This window comes from Chryseobacterium sp. GW821-FHT04C04, from assembly GCF_059420365.1.
Genome location: NZ_JBWKTO010000010.1, coordinates 1 through 24,067 on the forward strand (window position 1 = coordinate 1; position 24,067 = coordinate 24,067).

At 37.7% G+C, this 24,067-nt stretch carries 15 protein-coding genes; 4 read left to right on the plus strand and 11 right to left on the minus strand.

Annotated elements, in window-relative coordinates; translation table 11 throughout:
- Positions 1–181 (plus strand): hypothetical protein (locus AC07UM_RS23400; protein WP_494685268.1); only part of this gene is annotated, 181 nt, incomplete at its 5' end.
- A gap of 146 nt (positions 182–327) precedes the next feature.
- On the opposite strand, the gene AC07UM_RS23405 is transcribed toward AC07UM_RS23400, so the two are convergent.
- The 10 genes from AC07UM_RS23405 to AC07UM_RS23450 form a co-directional block, all read right to left on the minus strand.
- Positions 328–828, minus strand: coding sequence for a hypothetical protein (locus AC07UM_RS23405; RefSeq protein ID WP_494685194.1), 501 nt, complete (start codon positions 826–828; stop codon positions 328–330).
- Positions 829–906: 78 nt separating this feature from the next.
- A complete protein-coding gene (locus AC07UM_RS23410; protein WP_494685193.1) occupies positions 907–1,440 on the minus strand; it encodes a hypothetical protein in 534 nt (177 codons plus the stop codon).
- Entirely contained in the window at positions 1,437–4,190 is a 2,754-nt protein-coding gene (locus AC07UM_RS23415) for a COG1470 family protein (RefSeq protein WP_494685192.1), read from the minus strand. The genes AC07UM_RS23410 and AC07UM_RS23415 overlap by 4 nt, the downstream gene beginning before the upstream one ends.
- Positions 4,183–4,983, minus strand: coding sequence for a WxL protein host-binding domain-containing protein (locus AC07UM_RS23420; RefSeq protein ID WP_494685191.1), 801 nt, complete (start codon positions 4,981–4,983; stop codon positions 4,183–4,185). The genes AC07UM_RS23415 and AC07UM_RS23420 overlap by 8 nt, the downstream gene beginning before the upstream one ends.
- Positions 4,984–5,087: 104 nt before the next feature.
- Complete coding sequence (locus AC07UM_RS23425) at positions 5,088–5,663, minus strand: hypothetical protein (protein WP_494685190.1); 576 nt, start codon at positions 5,661–5,663, stop codon at positions 5,088–5,090.
- A gap of 186 nt (positions 5,664–5,849) precedes the next feature.
- On the minus strand, positions 5,850–8,195 hold the full coding sequence (locus tag AC07UM_RS23430) for a phosphocholine-specific phospholipase C (protein ID WP_494685189.1): 2,346 nt from the start codon (positions 8,193–8,195) through the stop codon (positions 5,850–5,852).
- 82 nt (positions 8,196–8,277) lie between these two features.
- Positions 8,278–9,798 carry a SusD/RagB family nutrient-binding outer membrane lipoprotein gene (locus AC07UM_RS23435; protein WP_494685188.1) on the minus strand — a complete coding sequence of 507 codons (1,521 nt, stop codon included), beginning with the start codon at positions 9,796–9,798 and terminating at the stop codon, positions 8,278–8,280.
- A gap of 20 nt (positions 9,799–9,818) precedes the next feature.
- Positions 9,819–12,959 carry a SusC/RagA family TonB-linked outer membrane protein gene (locus AC07UM_RS23440; RefSeq protein ID WP_494685187.1) on the minus strand — a complete coding sequence of 1,047 codons (3,141 nt, stop codon included), beginning with the start codon at positions 12,957–12,959 and terminating at the stop codon, positions 9,819–9,821.
- 311 nt (positions 12,960–13,270) lie between these two features.
- Entirely contained in the window at positions 13,271–14,875 is a 1,605-nt protein-coding gene (locus AC07UM_RS23445; RefSeq protein ID WP_494685186.1) for a BamA/TamA family outer membrane protein, read from the minus strand.
- 153 nt (positions 14,876–15,028) lie between these two features.
- Positions 15,029–15,817 carry an SDR family oxidoreductase gene (locus AC07UM_RS23450; RefSeq protein ID WP_494685185.1) on the minus strand — a complete coding sequence of 263 codons (789 nt, stop codon included), beginning with the start codon at positions 15,815–15,817 and terminating at the stop codon, positions 15,029–15,031.
- Positions 15,818–16,212: 395 nt separating this feature from the next.
- Between AC07UM_RS23450 and AC07UM_RS23455 the strand changes: the two genes are divergently transcribed.
- From AC07UM_RS23455 to AC07UM_RS23465, 3 genes are all read left to right on the plus strand, one after another.
- Positions 16,213–19,101, plus strand: a complete 2,889-nt coding sequence (locus AC07UM_RS23455; protein ID WP_494685184.1) for a SusC/RagA family TonB-linked outer membrane protein — start codon at positions 16,213–16,215, stop codon at positions 19,099–19,101.
- Positions 19,102–19,127: 26 nt separating this feature from the next.
- Entirely contained in the window at positions 19,128–20,636 is a 1,509-nt protein-coding gene (locus AC07UM_RS23460; RefSeq protein ID WP_494685183.1) for a RagB/SusD family nutrient uptake outer membrane protein, read from the plus strand.
- A gap of 151 nt (positions 20,637–20,787) precedes the next feature.
- Positions 20,788–22,614 (plus strand): alkaline phosphatase, encoded by a 1,827-nt coding sequence (locus tag AC07UM_RS23465; RefSeq protein WP_494685182.1) that lies wholly within the window; start codon positions 20,788–20,790, stop codon positions 22,612–22,614.
- Positions 22,615–22,841: 227 nt separating this feature from the next.
- On the opposite strand, the gene AC07UM_RS23470 is transcribed toward AC07UM_RS23465, so the two are convergent.
- Positions 22,842–23,840, minus strand: a complete 999-nt coding sequence (locus AC07UM_RS23470) for a phosphatidylinositol-specific phospholipase C (protein ID WP_494685250.1) — start codon at positions 23,838–23,840, stop codon at positions 22,842–22,844.
- Between the last annotated feature and the right edge of the window lie 227 nt (positions 23,841–24,067).

The window sequence follows — 24,067 nt, forward strand, 5'->3', positions numbered from 1 at the left end:
AATCCTTAAGATTGTAACACAGTCTGGATGCCTACGGAATGACACGATTGAAATTGAGGTGTATCCGTCATACTTTGCCATTCCTTGTAAGAGCAAAGAGGCCTATTTTTATCAGTCATTTCTGATGTATCATTCAACAACCTGTCATTATCATTTTAAGGGCATAAATGGCTTATCATAGGCGAAAAGTTATTTCCCTACAAAAAAGAGAGATAACCCCTTTGGAATCCGTCTTATTTTAATCCACAAGAAATAAAAAAACCGTTTCAATAAAAAAACGGTTCTTATTTATGATATTTTGAGTTAAGATCTTATTGAAAAGAAACTTTAATTTGCTCCTATTGTAAAAACTATTTGTGCACTATATGTTGCCGCAGGAATGGTTACGGAAATACCGCCTATCTCCAGTTGCACATTCATAGCAGAATAGTTTACACTGTTGCCAAGACCTAATACTCCAGAAAAAGTAATCGTTGAGAGTGTTACAGAGCCGGCTTGCGGTATTTCTATAAAATTGACATTTCCACCGGAAATTGTAGCGGTACAGAGTACACAAAGACCAGTGATAGCTGTCGTTCCACCGCTTCTTTTTGCGTAAAGTTTCAAAGCACTATTCCAGGAAGTGGGAACATAGTGCATACTGATCCTGGCACCTGCACTGGTAAGGAGATTTAGAAAAGATCCGGGTAAATTACCGGATAATGTTAGTTGGCTTGGATTGTCGTAAGTTCCAGTATAGTTAGTTCCGGCTTCAGTAATGGTAGGTACACTTACGGTCCAATTACTTCCTGCAATATTTATTGTTTGAGCATCAAAGTAGCTCCCCATTATTAAAGCAATAATGTATATATATTTTTTTAAGAGCATTTCTATTTGAAAGTAGCTGTTAATTTTCATTTTTCAGTTTTATTCTGTGATGGTGTAGGTAATGATAATGACAGTATTGGCTTGAGCCTGTAAATTAGCATAGGTATTTGTTGCTAGTGAGAGTGTAAGTGCATGGCCATTATTAGCACCATTCCCAGTGTATGCCCCTCCGATACCATTAATGATGGTAATGGGAGTTGTGGTAAGAATAACCTGTCCCGATGAAGTTCCTAATGTTCCGCCCCCTGCACCAGAAGCCGCCGCCGCCTGTACCCTTATATTGACACCAGAAATAAGTTTATTGATAGATGCTGTAATTCTTCTTGTAAGTCCTCCGGAAGCGATAGCAGAAGTATAATTGATCCATTTTGATGTATTGGGGGTAGGAGCTGTTAAAGCATTTCCTGCCTCAGTAGGCGCTGTAAAGTTTAAAGTAATACTTCCTGTAGGTTCAATATCCATTAAAGTTACTTTAGGCAATGTAAGAGTAACAGTGGTACTGGCAGTCTGGGAATAGATACAACCGGATGCAATAAAAGATACTAGTAATATTATGGAACGGATCAAAATCATCTTTTCTTTTTTATTTCATTATACCCTACTTTTAAGGACTCCTGTTGGTATTTTATTTCTATTTGCTGCTTGACAACATTGATGCTTAATTTTTTTGTTTCCATAGGCTTTAAAGTAAACAGGAACTTGTCTGTTGAGATTTTATAGCGCTTATCCAGACCATTGCGGTACACTTTTACGATCCAATCCCCTGGTCGGAGATAAGTGAAATCAAAGTCATCACCTATGAAGCAGATCTTACGATAAGTCTGGTCATTACTGGTAGCTTCTACAATGATACTTTCCCTTTTCTTCTTTCCTTTTATAGTCTGCAGCTGTTCAATATCCGTTTGATCTTTTTCTCCAGTCTTAAGGAACTGAATATGTCCCTGAACATTAGCGGCAGTTGTTAATCCGAAATTTAAAGTATTTTCTTTATTAATAAGCGAAATTGCCGCTGGAAAAGTTTGAGTCGGAATATCATTGATATCCGTCGTTGAGCGGTCTATTTCCAGAAAATAATTGCCGGGGATAACATTTTTAAATACATAATTGCCTTCTTTATCTGTAATTGACAAATAACTTCCGAGCATTAATTTTATTCCCTCAGTTTTTTTGATACCCAGATTGCTGATATTCCCCGTTAAAGTTACATATTCAGCCGTTTTCTGTACCGGAATATTAGGGCGCCATGTATACCGCATTGAAAATATAAAATCCTTATTTCCTATTTCTCCTCTTTGTAATGAATATCTGCCGGAAAGGTCAAGTTCATTTCCAGGGAATAATTGCTGATGGAACAAAAGTTCAAATAAATTCCTGTCTTTGAAATATTCTTCCGGCATATAATTGTTCTGATAAAAAAGGCTTACGCTGGTCTTGTTAGAAAACCGGCTGAAGATTCTTGCTCCATAATAAAAGTTTTTCTGATTTTCGAGCTGATACCTTGAACTGATGGCATAGCTTCCGAATAGATTAAAGGAAGTTCTGAATTTCTGAAACGAGAGATTAGCAGAATAGAAACTAGAGTTGCCGCTAAATCCAAGAAGGTAATTATCTGTTTTCCCAAACTGACCGTCAAGATTGATCTGGAATACTCCTATCTGCTGATTAATACTGATTTTAAAATACCGTTCATAATAATCAAACTGTTTAGGTTCCAAACGATCCTTGTAAGTTTGATAGCCGTTATTAAGTATAATGAAACCACTAGGCATATATTTGTACTGTACTCCATATTGCAAATATTTTCTGTAAGGCGCTGCCAGTAAAAGGGTATCTCTTTGGAAATTTTTGGCATCCTGCATATAATTGGCAAATACACTGATCTTGTTGGTGACATTATAGTAAATATTACCATTGATGGTATTTGTATTGGTAAAATATCCGGCAAAATCAGGACTGGCTCTCATGTACATTAAGCTTGCGTTCAAATTTTTAAAAACAGCATCTGCCTGTAATAAATAAGCTGCTCCATCTGTTTTTTGTGTAGTGCTGTAGGCCAGCTCTCCGGAAATGTTTATATTTTTTGAAACCTTAAATTTTCCTTTAGCATAGGGAAGATGAGCATCAGAGTCTAGCCTGACATCTGTATAACGGATTTCTCCCTGCCGCGGAGTTTTGTAAAGATATCCCACAGTAATTTCAGACTCTTTTCTGATCTTAAAGGCTGAATAGAAATTAAACTCATCTTTGATATCTCTGAAAAACCTTGGATGATTATAGAAGCCCCCAAAGCTTACTTTATTAAAATCATAACGGATCTCCGCTCCGCGGCCATACCTTGCAAACTCCGTAAGATAAGATGAAGAATAGGATTTATCACCAAGATGAATATACAATTGATCCCGTTTATAGTTCACAAAATATTCTTCATATTGGGTGAATGTGCTGAGCTCTACAGGATTGTGGGTGACAGCTCTGAACTCAATCTGATTTTTGTTGTCTTTATCAAGTGTTCCTTTACCGTAGATTTCCCCCTGAAAACCATCGTTATACACTCCCATATTCTGCATTCCGATGAAAGATAATGAGAGGGCAACAGGAAGTCTGTGATAAATATCTTTTTCAGAGGGGTTTGCTGATATCACCTGAGTACTTACATAGACATCCTGATTTTCTTTAGGGCTACCCTTCGAATGTACGAAAAGGTTTAGGTTCTGAAATTCATTTTGAGCGAGTTCAGGACTTGTTACTTTATGAATAGTGACAATCTTTGATTCATTGGGGGCCAACACTAATGATGACTCATGATCAACGATTGCATTTTTGCTTTCCAATACAATGTTTTCGGTTACATTACCATTATTTTTGATAAGAAAAGAAGCCCGGATGGTTTCTCCGGCTTTTATGAATTCAGGAGTATTCAATGGGGTAACCAAAAGATTTCTGTTTCCGGAAACGATGATTTTTGAGTTTTTCGTAAAAGAGATTCCATTATTACGATCGGTAATATTCAATATGACAGAATAAGTACCCTGTCCGGTTTCTGTTCCCACACGTAAGGGAACCAGGTATACCGAGGTCTCATGAGGAAGAATCTGAAATTCTCCTTTTACTAAAATAGGACTGATAGACGGACTTGACGTGGTAACTGAAATGTCATATGTTTTGGTTTCAGCTGAATTATTTTCTAAAGTGAAGGGAATAGAAGTAGACATTCCCGGCATTAAACTATCTTTTTTACTGATCAATCGGTTGGATTGCTCTTGAGAAAAAATAAATACAGGGAATAATGTTATGATAATAAATAAAGTCCAAGTTCTAATCATTTTTTACTTCTAATTCCACATTGAGTGCAAAAGCATTCTCCTCTTCATCGGTCGCTATGATCGCTGCTTTGTATTGAGCAGGGGGTAATTTGCTGATATCAATGTAAAATGTTTTGGAGGTGCCCGGGAGCAGCCCCATTGTTAAACTTGAATAAGTACCCACCTTTTCACCTGTTTTGCGGTTATAAACTTCAATGGAGGCTGTGGGCTTACAGTAAAGATTACCGGTATTGGCTATTGCTACCTTTGCCGTTTTTTTTTCCTCCACTTTTTCCACCTTTACACTTTCAAACTTAAGGTCCGGTTTGGCCTTTTCTGTTTCAAAATCTGTAATAACCTGAATGGCATATCGTATAACAGAAGTGATATTCACTCCTGGTTTGTTGTCGCTGGGTTTTATCTCTTCTACCGGTTCTACAATAATCACACTCCAATAGCTTCCGGGATCCATGGCCTGATCGGGAACTGTTATTTCATAGAATATTTCAGTCTTTTCTTTACCTTTAAGCGTAACAAGGTTGGTATTGAGCTTTAGCCACTCGCCGTTACTGCGTGTATTGGTACGTAATGCTGTATAATTGGTCGTTCCGTCCGCATGGTAGGTATAATCCTGTAAAAATAATTTTACACTTTGAGGAGTACTGCTGGTATTTTCAATCGCAACTTTTCCTTTATAAACCTTTCCGTTTTCTATTTTATAAGTATGCGTAAGCCCGTTGAGAATCATAATACCGGCATGTAAAAAGCTGAACTGCAAAATCAGGGTGATCAGAAGAAGGATACGCTTTATCATGATATAAAGTTTGGAGTTAAATCATTAATAATACAAATTCAGGAAGAAACTGAATAACAGCTTCTTCTTGTTTTTGACAGGTAGAAAAGAATTTTTGTTAAATTTTAATTATCTGATATTGTATAAGTAACGGTAGCTGTAACAGTGGCTGTTGCCTGTAAATCTGCGTACGCTGCTACACCTCCAAGACCGCTTCCTGCAGCAAGTGCATAGGTAAGATTGTGACCGTTATTGGCCCCGTTCCCGGTATAAGCACTTCCGATATCTAAAACAATATTCTGGTCATTAGCAGTTAATGTTACCAGACCTGCAGATGTTCCCAGTGTTCCCGCTCCGCCTGTAGGAGCTGCAGCAGTTACGCGAAGATCAACTCCAGGAATAATGGCATTCATTTTTACACTTACGTTACGTGTAGGGTCTGCAACAGATTTAATAGAAGAATAATTAAGCCATAAAGTAGTGTTAGCTGCAGATGGAAGAATAGGATTTCCTGCTTCCGTAGGTGCTGTAAACCCAAGGGTAATGTTTTTGGTTGCTGCTGGTTCAATATCTACCAATGCAACTTCGGGAATAGAAATGGTAACCGTATGGTTATCTGTAGCGAGGTCTTGCGCGCTCAGATTCCCGGATAGAGCCAATGCAAATAAAGACGCTGCAATAGTCAAATTTAGTTTTTTCATGATGCTGATAATTAGTTGAGTGAATATAACAAAATTCATTATAATTTGAAAAAAATATATTATAATTTTTATATTGATGCTTATTTGCATTATGTAATGCATTATAATTGAAATATGTTTTAAAGATAACTCAAAAAAAACCTGTACGTTTTGGTACAGGTTTTTGTAGATATTTACATCATTTTTTTATGCCCAATGCGGATCAGAAACAGAAACTTTTCCGGTCTCTATTCTTCCTGCAAAATGCCATAGATGATTGTTTAGCGTTAATTTCAAATCATACCAGCCTTTATTTTTATCAAGATCGATACTGATTTTTTCTTCCGGTTTTTGTACAGAAATTGTTTTTTTAGTTTTTCCGTACAGATCTTCCATGCTTATGGAAATATTTTTGTTTTTGTGGTTTCTAATGATCAGTTCTACCTGATTTTTTGAGGTCATATTCTCTAAAATTATCTCCATTTCTGGTGAAATACTTCCCTGGAATTTCCTGAAAAAGCCATTGGGACCGAAAATTTCATAATCATAAGCTCCGGAATTTACAGCATGGGATAATTCCTGCTTTGAATATAATGCGTATGAAAAATGATAATGAGTACTGTTGAATTGAGTTCTGTCGTAAACAAGCAAAGGAACTCCATTCTCTTTTAAATTGCTCATTTTTATATTCCCGCCTTCCAGATTGACATGAAAATGATAGGGCAGTGGATTAGATGGTTTCAACCCTCTTTCCTGAATTTCAAGCAAATTGTTTTTAAGTTCATTTTCGGCATACCATTTCAGATTAGGAACCGGTTTGTTTTTGGCCGCATTGATGGTTTTAGCATACTCTTTCTGATTCAGATAATCTATCTGTGGCGCTTTTACGCTGGTAGAATTAAAAGCAGAGGTGAGATCACCACATACAGCTCTTCTCCAATCACTAATATTGTCAACATGCACATCCTTTTTGAATTTTTTCATGATAAATTTCTCCAGGAACTGCAGTACAGACGTGTGATCCGATACTTCGGAATTGACAAATCCTCCTTTTGTCCATGGGGAAGCGATGATCATGGGAACCCTGTAGCCCAATCCAACGGTTCCTTCAATTTTTTCATAATTTTTTAAAGAAGGATTGCTCAAATATTCCTGAGATTGATCCACATATTCTACGCCCTCTTTTCCGTTCATATCCACAGGCTGGCTGGGGTTCATAGGTGGAGCGAAAGGTAGTACATGATCGAAATATCCGTCATTTTCATCATAATTGATGATAAATATTGTTTTTTTCCAAGTTTCAGGATCTTTGGTAAGAATATTCAACACTTCAGAAATATACCATGCCCCATACCATGGTGATCCCGGGTGATCAGAGAAATGTTCGGGAGCTACCAGCCAGGAAACCAATGGCAGTTTTTTCTCTTCCACATCTTTACGGAACTGGAACAATACATCACCTTCCGGAACAACAAGTCTTTCTCCGCTTTCATCCTTTCCGATTTCCAGATTCCAGTAATCAGGGTCGTTGGAATTGGTTGTAAATGCTTTTTCGTGGAGATTTTTTTCTTCTTTTGAAAGTTTGGAATAATTATCAGGATGGTATTTCACCTGATCCTCCTGAACTTCCGCCAACATGGCTTCAAGTCTTTCTTTCTGCTTAGGATTTTTTTCAATCTCCTGTTTCAGATAGGCTATGATATTAGGAATATTCTGATAATATCCTTTTGAAAACTTCACATTGAATTTTGAAAACCATTCAATCGGGTTATCAGTGAAATTACTTAGCCAGGCTTCCTGTTCTCCGGACATTCCTTTTGGAAGGCTTATTTCATTCTGATAAATTCTCCAGGAAACGTTTTGCTGTTCTAATATTTCAGGGAAACTTTTCCATTTTGCCTGCCTTGCTTTGTCATAATCAATATTTTCATTGACAACATTGGCCTTTACTTTTCCGTTTTGCTGTTCTCTCAATGTTCCGGACCAAAGGAACAATCTGTTCGGAGTAGTTCCGGTAAGGGATGAGCAGAAATACTGATCGAATATAGTGAAGGCATCGGCCAGCTGATAATAAAACGGAAGGTCTTCACGGTTGTAATACCCTAATGTCAACGGAATATTTTTATAATCTTTATTTCCTGAAGCTTTAGCCTGAAGCCACTGGTCATATTTTCCTTTGTTAAGAGCTTTTTGCTGATCTGCCCATGAGTGGGGCAGTGAACTCATCCAGGTTGATTTTGTATTTCTTAAATCCAGACGGGCAGGAGATGCATATTTTCCTTCGTCATTCTTTTGAAAGAAAACGGAATGTCCATCCTGCTTTACAAAAGCTCTTTTATCCAGGAAACCCCTTACTCCTTTGAGCGCACCAAAAGCATGATCAAATGAACGATTCTCCTGCATCAGGATTACGACATGTTCTGCATCATAAAATGTAGACTGGGCAGCCGGATCAATGGCTAGAGCTTTTAAAATGGAAGGATGAAGAACACTTGAAGTTCCTAATCCAGCTAATAAAAGACTTGATTTTTCTAAAAATTCTCTTCTGTTCATATTCAATCGTAATAAGAAAGAAACCGCAAGTTAATAGGATTTTCCTGCGATTTCTTTGTTTTATATAAAAATAATCAGATTTCTATTGTAACCACCAAGGTTTGGAGTTGATATTGTCATTTCCTCCATACTGAGCAGCCAAAGCAGCTTTTAAATTGTTGCTGTTATAGCTGTATTCCGATTGCGGATATCTGAACCTGAAAGGCGCTGCTACTCCTGCTTTTAGAGGATAGTTTGGATATCCCGTTCTCAGATAATCGTAATAAGATGTCCATTGTGCCTGGTGAAACATGGTCATGTATTTTTGAGTCATGATTTTTTCAAGCTGTGTCTGAAGAGGATCTGCATTATTGTAAACTACTAAAGGAGTTGTCAGATATTGGTTCACATCAAATCCCGAGAAATATTGTCCCGAATTTTTTACATAGGTTTGATAAAAATCGAAACTGGCTTTAACGGCATTGTCATAATGCGTTTTTGCCGACCCGGAAATCCAGCCTCTTGCTGTAGCTTCAGCCAAAATAAATTCAAGTTCTGAATAACTTAATACAGAAGCTGGCTCATTGGTAGGATCTTTATAGAAACGGTCGTTCACTTTAGAAATATTTTTTGCCGTGATCAGAGCAGCATTATCAGAATAAGGAGAAGTAGGATTTCCTCCGTTATAAGCTGTATAATCTGTGATGGCTTTTCCGGCCTCTTTAGCTCCGGTAGTCTGTGCTGCAAATGTAAACAGACGTGGATCTTGTCTGCTTTTGAACATATTGATGAAATAGTCTGCCATATACAAACTGGAACCATACCCGCTGTTGTTAAACATTGTATATCTGCTGTCTGCAGCATCCGCAAACTTAAGCTCACCGTTATCTGCAATAGAAGTCATCAGAGACTGGCTTCCTGCAATAGAAGCAAATTCTGTAGCAATATTATAACTTCCTACTGTAGTTTTTTTAGATAAAGTGATTAGAACTTTCAAACGGAATGAGTTGATTAGTTTTTTCCACTTTAAAGCATCTCCGTTATAAACAATATCGCCTTCAATTTTATCATTGGTATTAATAAGATCATTGGCTTCTTTCAATTCTGATAAAATTCCGGACATGATGGCTTCCTGGCTATCATACTTTGGTTGTGTAATTCCGGATTCTCCTTTTGCTGCCTCAGAATACGGAGCACTTCCTACTTTTAGGCTAATATTGAAAAAATGATAAGCTCTCAGAAACTTACCAATAGCGGCATAGTTTTTATTGTTGATCTTTTCAGCTTCCTGCATCATTTTTCCTGTATTCAGGAGTCCTTTGGTGTAGACTTCAAAAGAGGCATCGTTCCATTTCATATACTGGTATGCATTTTCACCATCCGTACCAATCATCATTCTTGAGGCATACATATTATCACCGTTTACCTGAAAAGTATATTTTTCCACATAAGTCAGAAGAAATTTAGGATCAATGCTGGCCTGATCATTAGGGTTTTCATTGATTTTATCAAGGTTGGATTCACATGAAGCCAATGTCAGAAGTCCTGCAGCAAATAAAGATTTCATCAGCCACTTTCCCATTTTACCTTTTTGCCCTTTCACTTTATTGATATTATTTTTCATTGTCTTGACGTACTTTTTAGTTAAAACTTAAGATTAAAACCGATTCCGAACCATCTGCTGGAAGGGTCCTGAATATCATTCTCCGTTTTTGCCTGGAAATCAGGATCAGAATAAAGATTCTTTGATTTTTTCCACATCGCCAGGTTATAAGCAGAGATATTGGCTGTAAAGCCTTTTACCATTCCTCTTGGGTTTAATAATGAAGAGAAATCGTATTCCAGAACTACAGATCTAAGTTTGATAAAAGTTCTGTCGAAAACGTTAGCAAACTCTTCACTTTCATCCTGCGTTACCCTTGCCTGGTATGGATAGTTCTGAGCCCAGTCCTGGAAGCTGATTGCTTTAGTGTGTGGGGTATACTGACCTGTTGCCGGATTATAATTAACCCCATCCGGTACAAAATAGTACGTTCCTGGATTGGCGTACTCAAGATCCCTGTAAGCTACAGAATTTGGATGTTTTCCTCCCCACCACATTTTTTCCACTACCTGCGATCTCATGACACCTCCGATGCTTCCATCGATTCCGATATTCAAAGTGAATTTCTTGTATTTAAAGGTGTTGTTGAAACCGAAGGTCCAGTCCGGATTGAAATGTCCCAGGTTGCTTGGTGCATTGGCTCTTGTCGGCATTCCTGTATTGGCATCAAGAATGACTTTTCCGTCCGGAGATTTCTGCCATGTATAATCATAGTAACTGTCCATTCTTTCACCTAACTTGATGTTTTTGTAGTTCGGCATATTGTCATAGATGGAAGTCAGCTTTTGCTCATAAGTACTCCAGTTGATCAAAGTTTTCCAACTAAAATCGGCTGTTTTTACCGGAACCAAACCAAGGGAAACTTCAAATCCTTTGGTAGTATATTCATTCCCGTTTACATATTGTGAAGTGAAGCCTGATGATTCTGCAGCTGGGAACTGAAGAATATTATTATAATCTAATGTTCTGAAATAAGTGGCATCTAAGGTAATTCTGTTATTCAGGAAACCTGCACTTAACCCTAATTCATAAGATTTTGTCTGCTCCGGCTTCAGAGAGTTTTCTATATTCAGAGTGGTTGGGTAATAATACGTAGGATTTCCGTTGAATGTAACTCCCTGATTATTCAGATAATAATTTCTGATAGAATAAGGCTGGAAGTCATACGCTACTTTTGCCCATGAAGCAGAAAGTTTCAACATATTAATAGATTCCGGCAATTTTACAAGGTTTGAAATAACGGCACTGATGGAAGCTGAAGGATAGAAGTAAGATCTATTGGCCTTAGGCAGAGTAGAAGACCAGTCGTTACGTCCTGAAATATTAATGAAGAAAGCATTGTACAACCCAATATCAATCGTAGAATAGGCACTGTAAATCAACTTTTCCTTCAGATAGGAATAATTTTTCAGAGCTCCAATCGAGTTTTCGAACGTGTACACTTCCGGAATTTTCAAACCGTCCGTAGATCTTTCGTTGTTATTGTTTTTATAATAAAAAGCTGAACCTCCGGCATTGATGGTAAAATCAAAGTTTTCAGATATTTTTTTCTTGTAAGTCGCCAGCATATCATAATTGAGGTTCCATGTTTTGTTATCCCTTAAAATATAACCTCCGCTTCTTGGTGCATCGTAATTGAAATAGGAATAAGGGCTCAGTACTTCCGTTTTACTATGGTTTTCTACAAGGGAGATTTTCCCTTTTACCGAAAGATCCTGTGTGGCTTTATATTCTAAACCGGTCTGTGCATTGATGATATTCGTTCTGTTCTGATTTTTATAATACTCAGCTCCGAACCATGGATTATTGTACCAGGCGTAGTTCCAGTTGGCTTGTGCCGTTCCTTCCCTTCCCGGAATCCACATGTGATTTTTCAGAGCTTTTCCGTCTACATCACCTCCCATCCAGATCAAGATGGTGTACATATGCCCGCTTGGGTTGTAATTGTAGTTGGGAATATTAGGCGTAAAAGCCTGGTTGAAATTGAATTTCGTATCAAATATTAATTTATCTCCCAGATGGTTTTCAGAAGAGAAGTTGATGCCGTATTTCTGAAGATAGGAATTCGGAATTCGGTCATCATAATTCATGAAGTTTCCTGAAAACCGGTATATATCTTTATTATCTCTATAGCTGATGGCGAAATTATTGTTGTTAATTACCGCAGGCTTTAAGAAAGTACTTAAGTTATCGTGATATTTCCAGTCAATCGGAACTCTTTCATATCTTGATTTATCATCATATTGAGTTCCTGTCACTGCTCCGTACCATGGAACGACTTGTCCCGTTACTTTATCTCTAATGGGGCTGTTCCACTGGGCAATCTGTAAACCCGGAACAAATTTTGGTCCCCAGATCATATCTCCGTCATTCACCCCGCCATCAGCTCCGTCCCAGAATTCATATTTTCCGTGAGAACCGTTACCGTATTCTGTCTGGGTTTTTGGAAGATTGGTAAATCCTCCTGTGATCATGGTATTCTGAGAAAATTCCACAGAAAACCCTTTCTTCTTAGCATTTTTTGTTGTGATCAAAACTGCTCCGTAGCGACCTCTGGAACCATATAAAGCGGAAGCGGTAGCTCCTTTCAATACGTTGATATTTTCAATATTGTTAGGATCCAGATTCTGGAAAACTTCTCTTTCCACAATTACCCCATCAATAACAAAAACCAGGTTGGAGTTTCCTCTTAAAGTAAACTGAGGAGCCTGCTGCATTCCGGTCGGGTTGGAAACATTCAGACCGGCTACCTGTCCAGAGAATAAATTACCAATACTTGGAGTAGTGATGGTTTCAAATTGTTTTGTTCCCACTTCCTGAGTAGAATATCCAATCTTTTCTTTCTTTTTTGCAATACCTAATGCGGTAATCACAACCCCTTCAATCTGCTTTTCGTTCTGCTTTTTTAAAACAACGGAATATTGTTTTTTGGAAGAAACCTCAACGGTATAAACAGAAAAATCAGGAGCAAAAAACTCAAGAATGTCTTTAGGGTTTGCAGAAATGGTGAAATTACCATTTTGATCTGTAGTAGCAGTCTTTCCTGTGTTTTTGTCGGTGATGTTTACACCGGAAACACTAGAACCGTTTTCTGATTTTACATTTCCGGAGATATTGATTTCCTGGGCGGAAAAATAAAGGGGAAGTAAAAAAACGGCAAAAGTGGCTAGAGTCTTCTTCATTTTTTTGAAGGCAAATTTAGCGGAGCACTGTTACCAGTATTTTAATGAAGTATTAAAATAAAAATACGATTTTAATATTTTTTAACAGAAAGAATTAATAGAAAAGTAAAATGGAAAATGTCTTTTGTATAGGGACTTTTGCTTTATTATATAGATATTAATATAAGATAGAAAGCTGGAAGTTATTGTGGTGGTGTCAACTTCTTAAAATCTTCAGGAATAAATTTTTGAAAAAAAACTTTCGTCTTATGAAAGAAACAGATTTTAAAACCAAGACTTCAATAACTTCCAGTCTCCCTCTTCCTTTCTTTTTAAAACCTGCTCAGGATCCCCCAGTGAATTTTGATATCATTAAACTTAAAAGGATTCCCGAACTCGTTACCATTAGACAGCTGGAAACTCATCAGACCGATAGGAATGAAGAAATTAAAACCAAGCCCCACACTGTAGAGTTTGGGTTTTACTTTCAGCGATTTATTATTGAGCTGTCCGTATTGTCCAAAGAGGTCGAAAAAGGCCTGATTACCGATGAGATAACGGTATTCCAGACTTCCATAGTAATAAAAGTCAGCGGCGAGAGAGTTCTCATTGAACCCCCGCATGGAATTCCAGCCCCCGAAACGGTATAATTCGTTAGCAGAGAATTCTATTTTAGAATCCATCATGGCACCTTCTCCCTTAATGTTCAGGAAGTGGTTCCCCGAAATATGATAATTATGTTCCCCAAAGAAATAAAACTGGTTTTGGGTAGCTTTGATATTATTTTTAGAATAGGTCGTTGTTAAAAAGTCATATCCCGCATTGATTCTTGTTTTATATAGGAAAAGGTCAATATCGGTAGGCTCAGTCATTTCAAACCATATCCCGATCCCATTTTTGGTATAATCTTTTCCCTGAACGTACAGGGTGTCAATAATGGTTGAGCTTTCCAAAGTTGCTCTTAAACCGATTTTATTTCGGTTGTTGATATGGTAATAAAAGGCCGGAAGGAATTTTACGTTGGCAAATGTAGAATCCTGTCGGTAGATATTTACTTTAGCATTCATCCCGACATTTGATTTGAACAGGTACGGAATATCTACCTGGAGATCAAAATTCTGTCCTTTATCAGGGTTTCTCTGCCAGTATAAATTGACAGTCTCAAAACCGTTGAACATATTCCTGAAATTCACATTCATGGTACCATTTAACGTAAACTTGGAGCTTTTGTCGTTCCCGAAACCAATTACCCCATCAAAAGTATTGGTCTTTTTCTTTTCCAGAAACAAGTAAATACTCGTAGAGTCTTTTGTGAATAAGGTTTGTGGCTGCCGTTCAAGAGTCAAGAAGGGATGGCTCTGAAAAGTCTTATTGATGGCCAGAAGGTTTTTGTCATCGTAGTTTTTGCCTTTAAATTCCTTTTCCAGATTTTTGATGAATCTTCTGGGAACTTTTTCATATCCTTTAACGACAAAATTATTGATCGTTCTTTTATTATTCTTGTTGATATCAAGCTCCACGATTGGATAACCGTTTTTCTGTCCTTTAAATTTAGATTTTATTCTGCTGAAAGAATACCCGTCGTCTATATAAGTTTTGTTGATGCTTTTCTTGGTGGAATCTAAATTTTTAGTAAAAAAATCTTTCTGAATCTTGAGCTTCTGGACAAGAGAATCGGTAAGGCTGACATAAGTTTGATTAAAATTCTTCCCTTTATCATAGAAAATTTCGGTGCTGTCGCCTTTTATTTTTACATCTTTTAGTTTGGTGAAGAAATAATTACTCTGAGCTAATGAATCCAGAAATTTCACCGCAGAAGTAGAATCTTTTACTTTTTTTCTGACCTTGGTTTCTGTATCAATCAGCCAATACTGCTTCTTCTGCGCTTGTGTAAAAACGCAGAACAGTACAAAAAATATTTTCAGAAACAGTTTCAATCCAAATGTATCTACCCCATAGACAAGTGATGAAATAAAGTGTAATGATAAGATAAAACTTAAAGCAAAGCTTGTCTTACTCGTTCTTTACCACTTAATCCTTCTTAATGGTTTACAAATTATATTATTAATTAGCTTTCTATACAACTGAAACTAGTCCAGTTTATTATACTTCTTCATCAAATTCTCATAAGTTCCCTGTGGAAGAATCCACTTCAACGGAACTCCGATTTTCTGCCCGAATTTACCAAAATAATAATGAGCTTTCCATTTATTTTTTGCTAAAAGTTTTTCAATGTATTCTGCCACCTCCAAAGGCTCAGTTCCATCATTCACATGAGAATTCATCAGCGCATAAACTTTGTCGAAAACATTTTTATACGGTTGTGAAACTTGTGTCATAACTCTGTTTTCCGCAATATTGGTTTTAATATCCCCCAGATGCAGTGAGCATACCTCAATATTCCATGGGTATACTTCATATCTCATCGCTTCCGTTACTTTATCCAGAGCAGACTTTGAAGCAGAATAAAATCCACGGAAAGGCAGACCCATTTCACTTCCGATGCTGGATACATTGATGATTTTTCCAAATTTGTGTTCACGCATCTTCGGAAGAACAGCGCTCATCATTTGTACAGGTCCGGCAAGATTCAGACTGAAAAGTTTTAAAATATCTTCTTTGCTGGAATCTTCCACAGCACCTACCATTCCCATTCCGGCATTGTTGATCAGAATATCAATTCTGGTTTCTGTTTTTAAAACCTCAGCAATAGCATTCTGAACAGCAGAGTTATCGGTAACATCAGTAGGGATAGACCTGAAGTATTGGCTTTCTGTGTGTTTTCGGCTTAATCCGTATACTTTATGCCCTTTTTTTCCAAAATATTCGGCCAATGCAAACCCGATTCCTGATGAGGTTCCTGTAATGATGATGGTCATTGAATTCGTATGATTTTTATTGTTTTTATTTTTCTTCTGATATCAATCAGACCATTTTGCAGATCTGTGTTCAAAAGTACAATCTATTTTCAGCAAATGTAAAAAAAGAAAAAGGAACTCTGCCACTTATTATTTCTGAAATGGCTTAAATGCTTGTTTTGATATTTTTTTCAATGGATGATAAACTTAAAATAAAGTTAATCTCAATCATGCATAGAATAATAATGAAATGATTACTTTTAATTACTTATTTATCTGATTATAAGTATTTTAATGCTGTTTTGTGGTAGGTGGTGCCTGTAAAAAGCTAAAATTTCTTAATAAAAACATAAGGAAACCTTAATGAGTGGTGGGAGCGGACTGGTCTAATTTTGCACCTAATCAAAAAGGATATCATGAATGTATTTAAAATCCCTGTCTCAGTAACTTATTTAACGGGTAGGGTATTACTTATTGGTGCAATATCAGCTTCACCGATGTTCCTCGCTCAGAAAAAAGACAGCTTAAAAGAAAAATCCATCGATGAGATTGTTGTTGTAGGATACGGAACACAGAAAAAAAGTAAAGTTTCCGGGGCTGTTTCGGAGGCTTCACTGGATAAGCTTACTTCCAGGTCTTTATCTGGGGTAGGAGAAGTTCTTCAGGGTAAAGCTCCCGGAGTAACTGTAGTGAACGAAGGTGGAGATCCTAACGGAGCACCTAAGGTAAATATTCGTGGTCTGGGAGGAATCAATGGAGAAACTCCTCTTTATGTGGTAGATGGAGTGGTTTTTAACGGAACACCGTCTATTAACCCAAACGATATACAGGATATTTCTGTACTTAAAGATGCTTCTGCCGCGATTTATGGAGCAAGGTCTTCCGGAGGGGTTATCCTTATCACCACCAAAAGAGGGAAAAAAGGAAATCTTACGGTAGATTTTGATGTTAAATACGGAGTGAATCAGGCATGGAGACTGAAAGAATCTCTGAATGCAGCTGAATTCCAGGATGTGATGTACAAAGCATATGAAAATGCCGGAAAACTAGGCAGCTTACCAATAGCTTTTAACCCTACTCAGTATCCAGACGGAAGAATTACCAGAACAGACTGGATGAAAGAAATTTTCAGAACGGGGACTATTCAGGAATACAATGTTAACTTAAGCGGAGGAAGTGAAAAATCCAGATATTTTGTGGGAATGAATCACAGAAGCCTGGAAGGAATCCTACTGAATACTCAGGCAAAACGATACAATTTCAGAGTGAATTCTGAGCATAAAGTAAAAGACTGGTTGACGATTGGAGAAAATATGTATTATAATTACTCTGACGGAAATACAGCCGATACAAAAAGTGGTTATACAGGAGCTTTAGTAGCCGCCATGTATTATCCGCCAAATGTTCCGGTGTATACTCCTAACGGAGCATTTTCTGGATTGCCGATTGATGTGGCGGGAGGTTACGGAGATATGATCAATCCGGTTGCTTATCTTAAAAGAATCAGCATCAGAAATCCTACCCATGAGATTTTAATCAATCCTTATGCTGAAATTACTTTAGCAAAAGATTTAAAATTCCGTTCCAACTTCTCACAGACATTCAAGCTGGGGGATGTAAAAAACTTTACGTACAGAGTATTGGAAGTCGGGAAAATTTTCGATACCAATAATTTAGAATATCAGTCTAACAATTCATCTACAGCACTTGCAGAGCAGTTGTTAACCTATAAAATTTCTACCGGGCAGCATAATTTTGATTTTCTTGGAGGGTTTACTTTCCAGAAAACAATTGATGATGGTTTTGTAGCAAAATCTTATGACTTCAGAAGTGAAGCTGAGGTTTTCCAACATCTTCAGAATGCCGCGGATACCAATAAAGATGTTTCCAGTTACAGATTCAAACAGTCTTTGGTTTCTTATCTGGCGAGAGTAAACTACGACTATGCAGGAAAGTATATCGTAAGTGTATTGGGAAGACGAGATGGTTCTTCACTGGTAGCAAAGCAAAACAGATTTGCTAATTATTATGCTGTTTCCGGTGCGTGGGTGATTTCGAAAGAAAATTTTATGCAGGAAATTTCATGGCTTTCAAGTCTGAAACTAAGAGGAAGTTATGGTATTCTGGGTAATCTTGGAGGGATTTCACCACAAGCTGTGAATCCATTGATGACGAGAGATAATAATGTGATTTTTGGACAGGATCCTTCTCAGAATATTGCTTACTACGCCACTACACGTCCAAATCCGGATCTGAAATGGGGGAAGTCTGAGCAGACCAACTTCGGGGTAGATGCTTCATTCTTTCATAACAGTCTTTCTTTACAGTTTGATTACTTCGTAAAGAATTCCAAAGATCAGATCTTCAACGTAAGCTTACCAAGTACGGCAACTTATAATAATCAGTATGTGAATGCAGGACTGTTCCAGGATAAAGGATATGAATTAGGGATCAATTATAACAAGGTAGTTTCAGGTGATTTTAGTTTCTCTGTCGGAGCGACAATGAGTCAACTAAAAAACACGGTGAAGCAGTTGGCTAATGTGGATGAGATTTTTATCAACGATAATGGAGTAAGAGGAGTATTGAAACCAACCCGTATAAAAGTAGGGGATGCTTTGTATTCTTACTATGGATATAAGACCGGAGGAATTTTCCAGACTCAGGAAGAAATCAACAATTATAAAGATGCCAACGGAAACCTTATCCAGCCGAATGCTAAACCGGGAGATATCAAATTCCTGAAAAAAGAAGGAAATGCAGGAGTGCTTAATAATAATGACTTTGTCAATCTTGGAAGCCCTTATCCTAAATTCTCTTACGGATTCTCTTACAATATGACGTGGAAAAACTTTGATCTGAATCTATTCTTCCAGGGAGTATACGGAAATAAAATATTCAACGGGATGAAGTTTATTTCTTTGAACCCAGGTGGAACAGGACAAAACTATAATATGGACAGAGATATCCTGAATGCATGGACGCCTCAGAACACGAATACTGATATTCCAAGGCTGGTGCATGGAGATCCAAGCGGTAATTACTCCAAAGTATCGGATTTCTACGTAGAAGACGGATCTTATTTAAGACTGAAGAACCTTACCATCGGGTATTCATTACCGAAAGAACTGTACAGCAAGCTGGATGTAAACAAAGTGAGAGTATATATGACGACCAACAACTTGTTTACGATAACGAAATATACAGGATTTGATCCTGAAGTAGGAATGAATTCTTATGGTGTAGATACCGGAAGATATCCTCAGGCACGCTCATTCATCTTTGGGGTGGAGATCGGTTTATAATTTTTTAACCAACAAAAAGTAAAAAAATGAAATTATTCAATAAAATATTTTTAATCTCAGGAATATCCGCAATGCTTTTATCGTGTACAGGAGAGCTGGATGTTCAGCCGGAAGGAACCCCTACCGAAGCCAGTTTCTGGAAGACAGAAAATGATCTGATTACCGGAGCGAATGCGATGTATAAGCCTTTATTCGACGGAGAATTTTATGGAAGAGGTCTTTTCTGGTTTATCAATGCCAGTGATGATATGGTAACCGGAAGAGCGAAAAGTGAAGCGGATAATGCGAAAAATTTCAGCAGCAATTACATTGCAGCAGGAGATCTTGAAACCCAGTGGAACAAAAGATACAACGTAATCGGAGTTGCGAACCGTGTGATCCGTAATATTGATAATATCCAGACTTCACAGGCTATCAAAAACAAATATCTTGGAGAAGCTTTGTTCATGAGCAGCAGAATGTATTTTGAACTTGCTTATTCTTACGGGAATGAAAAAGCAGGAATTCCTATTATTGACCGTTCAAAAGATCCTGATCCCAACCCGATTCCGAGAGCGGCCAACGTGATGGAAAATTATACTTACATCGTAAACGATCTGAAAAGAGCCGCAGAATTATTGCCTACTCAGGCAGAGCTTCCGGCAAAAGATTATGGAAGACCCCATAAAGCTGCAGCATGGGCACTTTTGGCAAAAGTATATCTGTTTATGAAAGATTGGAAGAATGCAGAATTCTGGGCTAATGAAGTAATGACCAAAGGAAACAGAAGTCTTCTGAACAATTTTTCTGATGTCTTCAAGGCTGAAAACAGCTACAGCTCAGAATATATCTGGTCTATCCCTGGGACGCCTAAGTTTACCGCATGGGGAAGTATTCTTCCGGGAGTAATGCTTGAAAATAAAGGATGGGGAGAGTATAACGGCTGGGGATATTTCCAACCGACTAAAGAACTATTTGACGAGTATGAAACAGGAGACCTTAGAAGAAGTGCTACCATCCTGAAAATAGGAGATAAGTTTACATTTAATGGAAAGGAAAGAATATATGCTTCAAGCAATTCCCTTACCGGATATCAGTTCAATAAATATATGGATGCCTTCAAATATCAACTGAACAGTGGTCACGTGAGTGCCAACGGAGATTATCCATGTACAGACCTTGCCGTTCCGATTATGCGTTATGCTGAGGTGATCCTTATCAAAGCAGAAGCTTTATTGATGCAGGGAAAATCTGCAGACCAGGAGATCAATATGATCAGAGTACGTGCAGGTTTGTCTGCAAAAAACGGATGTACGATGGCAGATCTGAAGCATGAGAGACGTTGTGAACTGGCAGGTGAATGGGCAGACAGACACAGAGACCTTGTACGTTGGGGAGATGCGCAGGCAGCGTATGCTAAGCCTCTGCACGGTATCAATGGACAGGTAGTCTGGGCAGCAAGAAACTTTAATCCAGCTGTACATAATGTTTGGGCAGTTCCTCAGGCTGAAATCGTAAACAGTCATGGGATCATCAAACAAAATGAAGGCTGGTAAAATTTAACCTTATAGATGGGCCGCTATATCATTGCAGAGACTTCTGTGATGATATAGTTTTTCCAAAGGGATTATGAAATGTCAATGGCAAATGTGGACATATATGGATGTTAGGCGTTTCTTTTGATCCATAAACAATAAAGATATACGAATGAAATTATTAAAAGTATGGGCTGTACTGGCCCTGGCTGTTTTTTCCAAAAATCAGGCACAGAATTATTTACATTACACTGTAGGAAATGCACATTCACATAATGATTATATGCAGGAGATCCCTTTTTGGGAGGCTTATTATGCCAACTTTGGTTCCATTGAGGCAGATGTTTTTCTGGTAAAGGATCAACTTTGGGTGGCTCATACCGACAAAGAACTTTCTGCAGACAGAACATTGGAAAATTTGTATCTCGATCCTATTTCAAAACAGATTAAGCTGAACAAAGGGAATATCTATCCGGATGCCAACAAAAAACTGCAGCTGCTGATTGATATTAAGCAAGATTATAAAACATCACTGGCAGCTTTGGTCAGTACCTTAAAGAAGTATCCCGAGATTACAGGAAACACAGGAATTAAAATTGTGATTACGGGAGACAGACCTCAGCCGGGAAATTTTAAAAACTATCCGAATTATCTTTACTTTGACGGAGATCTGGATAAAAGCTATTCTGCAGATCAATTGAAAAGAGTAGGGATGTTTAGTGCAGATCTTCCGGGGTTGGTAAAATGGAATGGAAAAGGAATTCCTAGAGACGAAGAAACGGCAAGGATTAAAACAGCCGTTGAAAAAGCACATTCCCAGCAAAAGCCGGTTCGTTTTTACGGAGCTCCGGACTTTCCGAATGCATGGGTGAATTTTATGGATTTGGGAGTAGATTATATTAATACTGATCACATTCCGGATCTTAAAAAGTTCATGAATTCTATTTCGAAAAACTTTTATAAAAATACAAAAGAGTACAGCACTTATACCCCCACTTATACATCAGACGGAGTGGAGAAAAAAGTAAAGAATGTGATCCTCCTTATCCCGGACGGAACTTCTTTGCCTCAATATTATGCTGCCTTTACAGCCAATAAAGGAAAGCTGAATGTTTTCAACATGAAATCCACAGGTCTTTCCAAAACCAATTCATCCAATGCCTATATTACAGATTCAGCACCGGGTTCTACAGCATTTGCTACCGGTGTGAAAACCAAAAATACCTTTGTAGGGGTAGACAATATGGGAAAAGCACTGGCACAAATTCCTGATATTATCGCTGAGAAAGGAATGGTTTCAGGATTGATTTCCACAGGAGATGTTACAGATGCTACTCCTGCTGACTTCTATGCACATTCGGATAACAGGAATAGCTCTGAACCTATTCTGAAAGATTTTGCGGCTTCAAAAACAAAAATTCTGATTGGTGGTCCTACAAGTGGATTGTCTCAGGAAAATCTGCAGAAATTTAAAGAGACCAAAGTTGATTTGTATCAGGATCTGAAATCAGTGACTAGAATAAACAACCGTACTCTGGTTATTGACCCTTTGGCTTCACAAAGAATCACCAACGGAAGAGGAAACTGGCTTGCTGATGCATTTGATCTTACCTTAAATGATTTGAAAAAGAATGAAAAAGGATTCTTTATGATGATAGAAGCCTCTCAGACTGACGGAGGAGGTCATAGCAACAACATCGAACAGCTGGTTACAGAATTGCTGGATTTCGACCATGTCGTTGGTAAGGCGATGAAATTTGCTGATGAAAATAAAGAAACCTTAGTAATTGTTGTAGGAGATCATGAAACAGGAGGTTTGACTCTTTTGGATGGAAGCCTGAAAGACGGTTGGGTATTCGGAAATTTCAGTACCAATGATCATACCTCTATTCCGTCAAGTGTTTTTGCTTATGGACCGAATTCCAAAGAATTCACCGGACTATTTGAAAATACAGAGATCTTCAATAAAATATTGGCAGCTTACGGAATTCAAAAATAGCTTTTAATTTTAATACTTTTACTTTTACAAAGAGAGGTTGTTCCGTTATGGAAACAGCCTTTTTTTGTGTATTAATTTAAAGCTCCCGCAGATTTCACAGATTAAGCAGATGTTTGTGGATAATCAGCGTTATCTGCAAAACTTGCGAGAAATAAAAGCAGGACAAAATTCAAAAAGGCTGCCTCAACAAGAGAGACAGCCTATGAATATATCTAACAAATAATAAATTAGAAATTGGTCTTCACGATGAGCTCAGACAGCTCAGCATTCACAAAGTCAATGGGCATTACTCCGTATGATCCATGAGTATTTGTTTGGAAGAATGTTTTAAGTTTTGGATTAATACTATTGGATACCGTCGGAATGCTTGGGATCCCGAAGATTCCTGGTTTATACCCGCTGGTGAAGTTCACGAAAAGTTTGCCATTGCTATCATTTTTTGCTTCATTAAGCAGGCTGGCAATTCCGTTCCATTTATCGTCATTGTTCGTCACCTTATAATAATCCTGAACTTTCAGCTGTACACCGGAATTGTTGATGTCAAATGTAGTATTATCTGCCCAAGGTGAAGCGTTGATTCCCTTAGTGGTCCCTGAAGAAAATCTTCTTAATAACTTGATCTTTCCTCTCACAGCACCTAGTGTAGGAATATTGGCTCCAAGATCCCATTTAGAAGAGTTTTTCTGTACATAAGAGTCAAAGGTCTGTTCAAAACTTCTGGTCGTGTTGGAAGCGTCATATTCTTCCTTTACTGACATGATGATCGTTTCAGACGGATGGCTGTCTAGGAAGGCATAACACGCATTCAAGACATCATCAAAATTCAGATTTTGGTAAATCGCTCCGTGATGAATAGCGAAAGCATTGTCAATATGTCTGCAACGTATATCCAGAAAACGGACTCCTGCATTCAGTTGTTCTGCAATGCTGAGGTCTTGAGTTTTAGCCGTACCCGATACAACAGGGGCATCTACACGTGCTCCTGAATCATGAGTTCCGGGAATGGAGATTTTTGAAATTGAAATATTATCCTGAAGACCAGACATCCAGCTATTCATAGCAATAGGTAGTAATGAAGTCTTATTACTTGTTTTTGCTAAAGAAATTGCAGAGGTTTCATTAGAATCTCTTTCCATCATGCTGTCGTTTGAACAGGAAAAAAAGATAGACGCAGTCACAACCCCAAGAGTGATGGCTGTAAAACGTTTCATGTTTTGTTTGAACATAGTTTTTTTATTTTTTAATGCAGCTTAAAAATAAGAATATATCAAAACATGAGGAGTTAATTTAACTTTAATAGATAATTAAGTTGGTATAAAGTCAGGAAGCTGGAAGACAGATTTTTATTAACGCAAAGTTTATTTTTTTATCCGGAAATATAGAGAGAGCAAAGATGAAATCAATTTTTTCTAAGCGGATGTAAAAGTCAAGGTTCATCAACGACATATGTCGG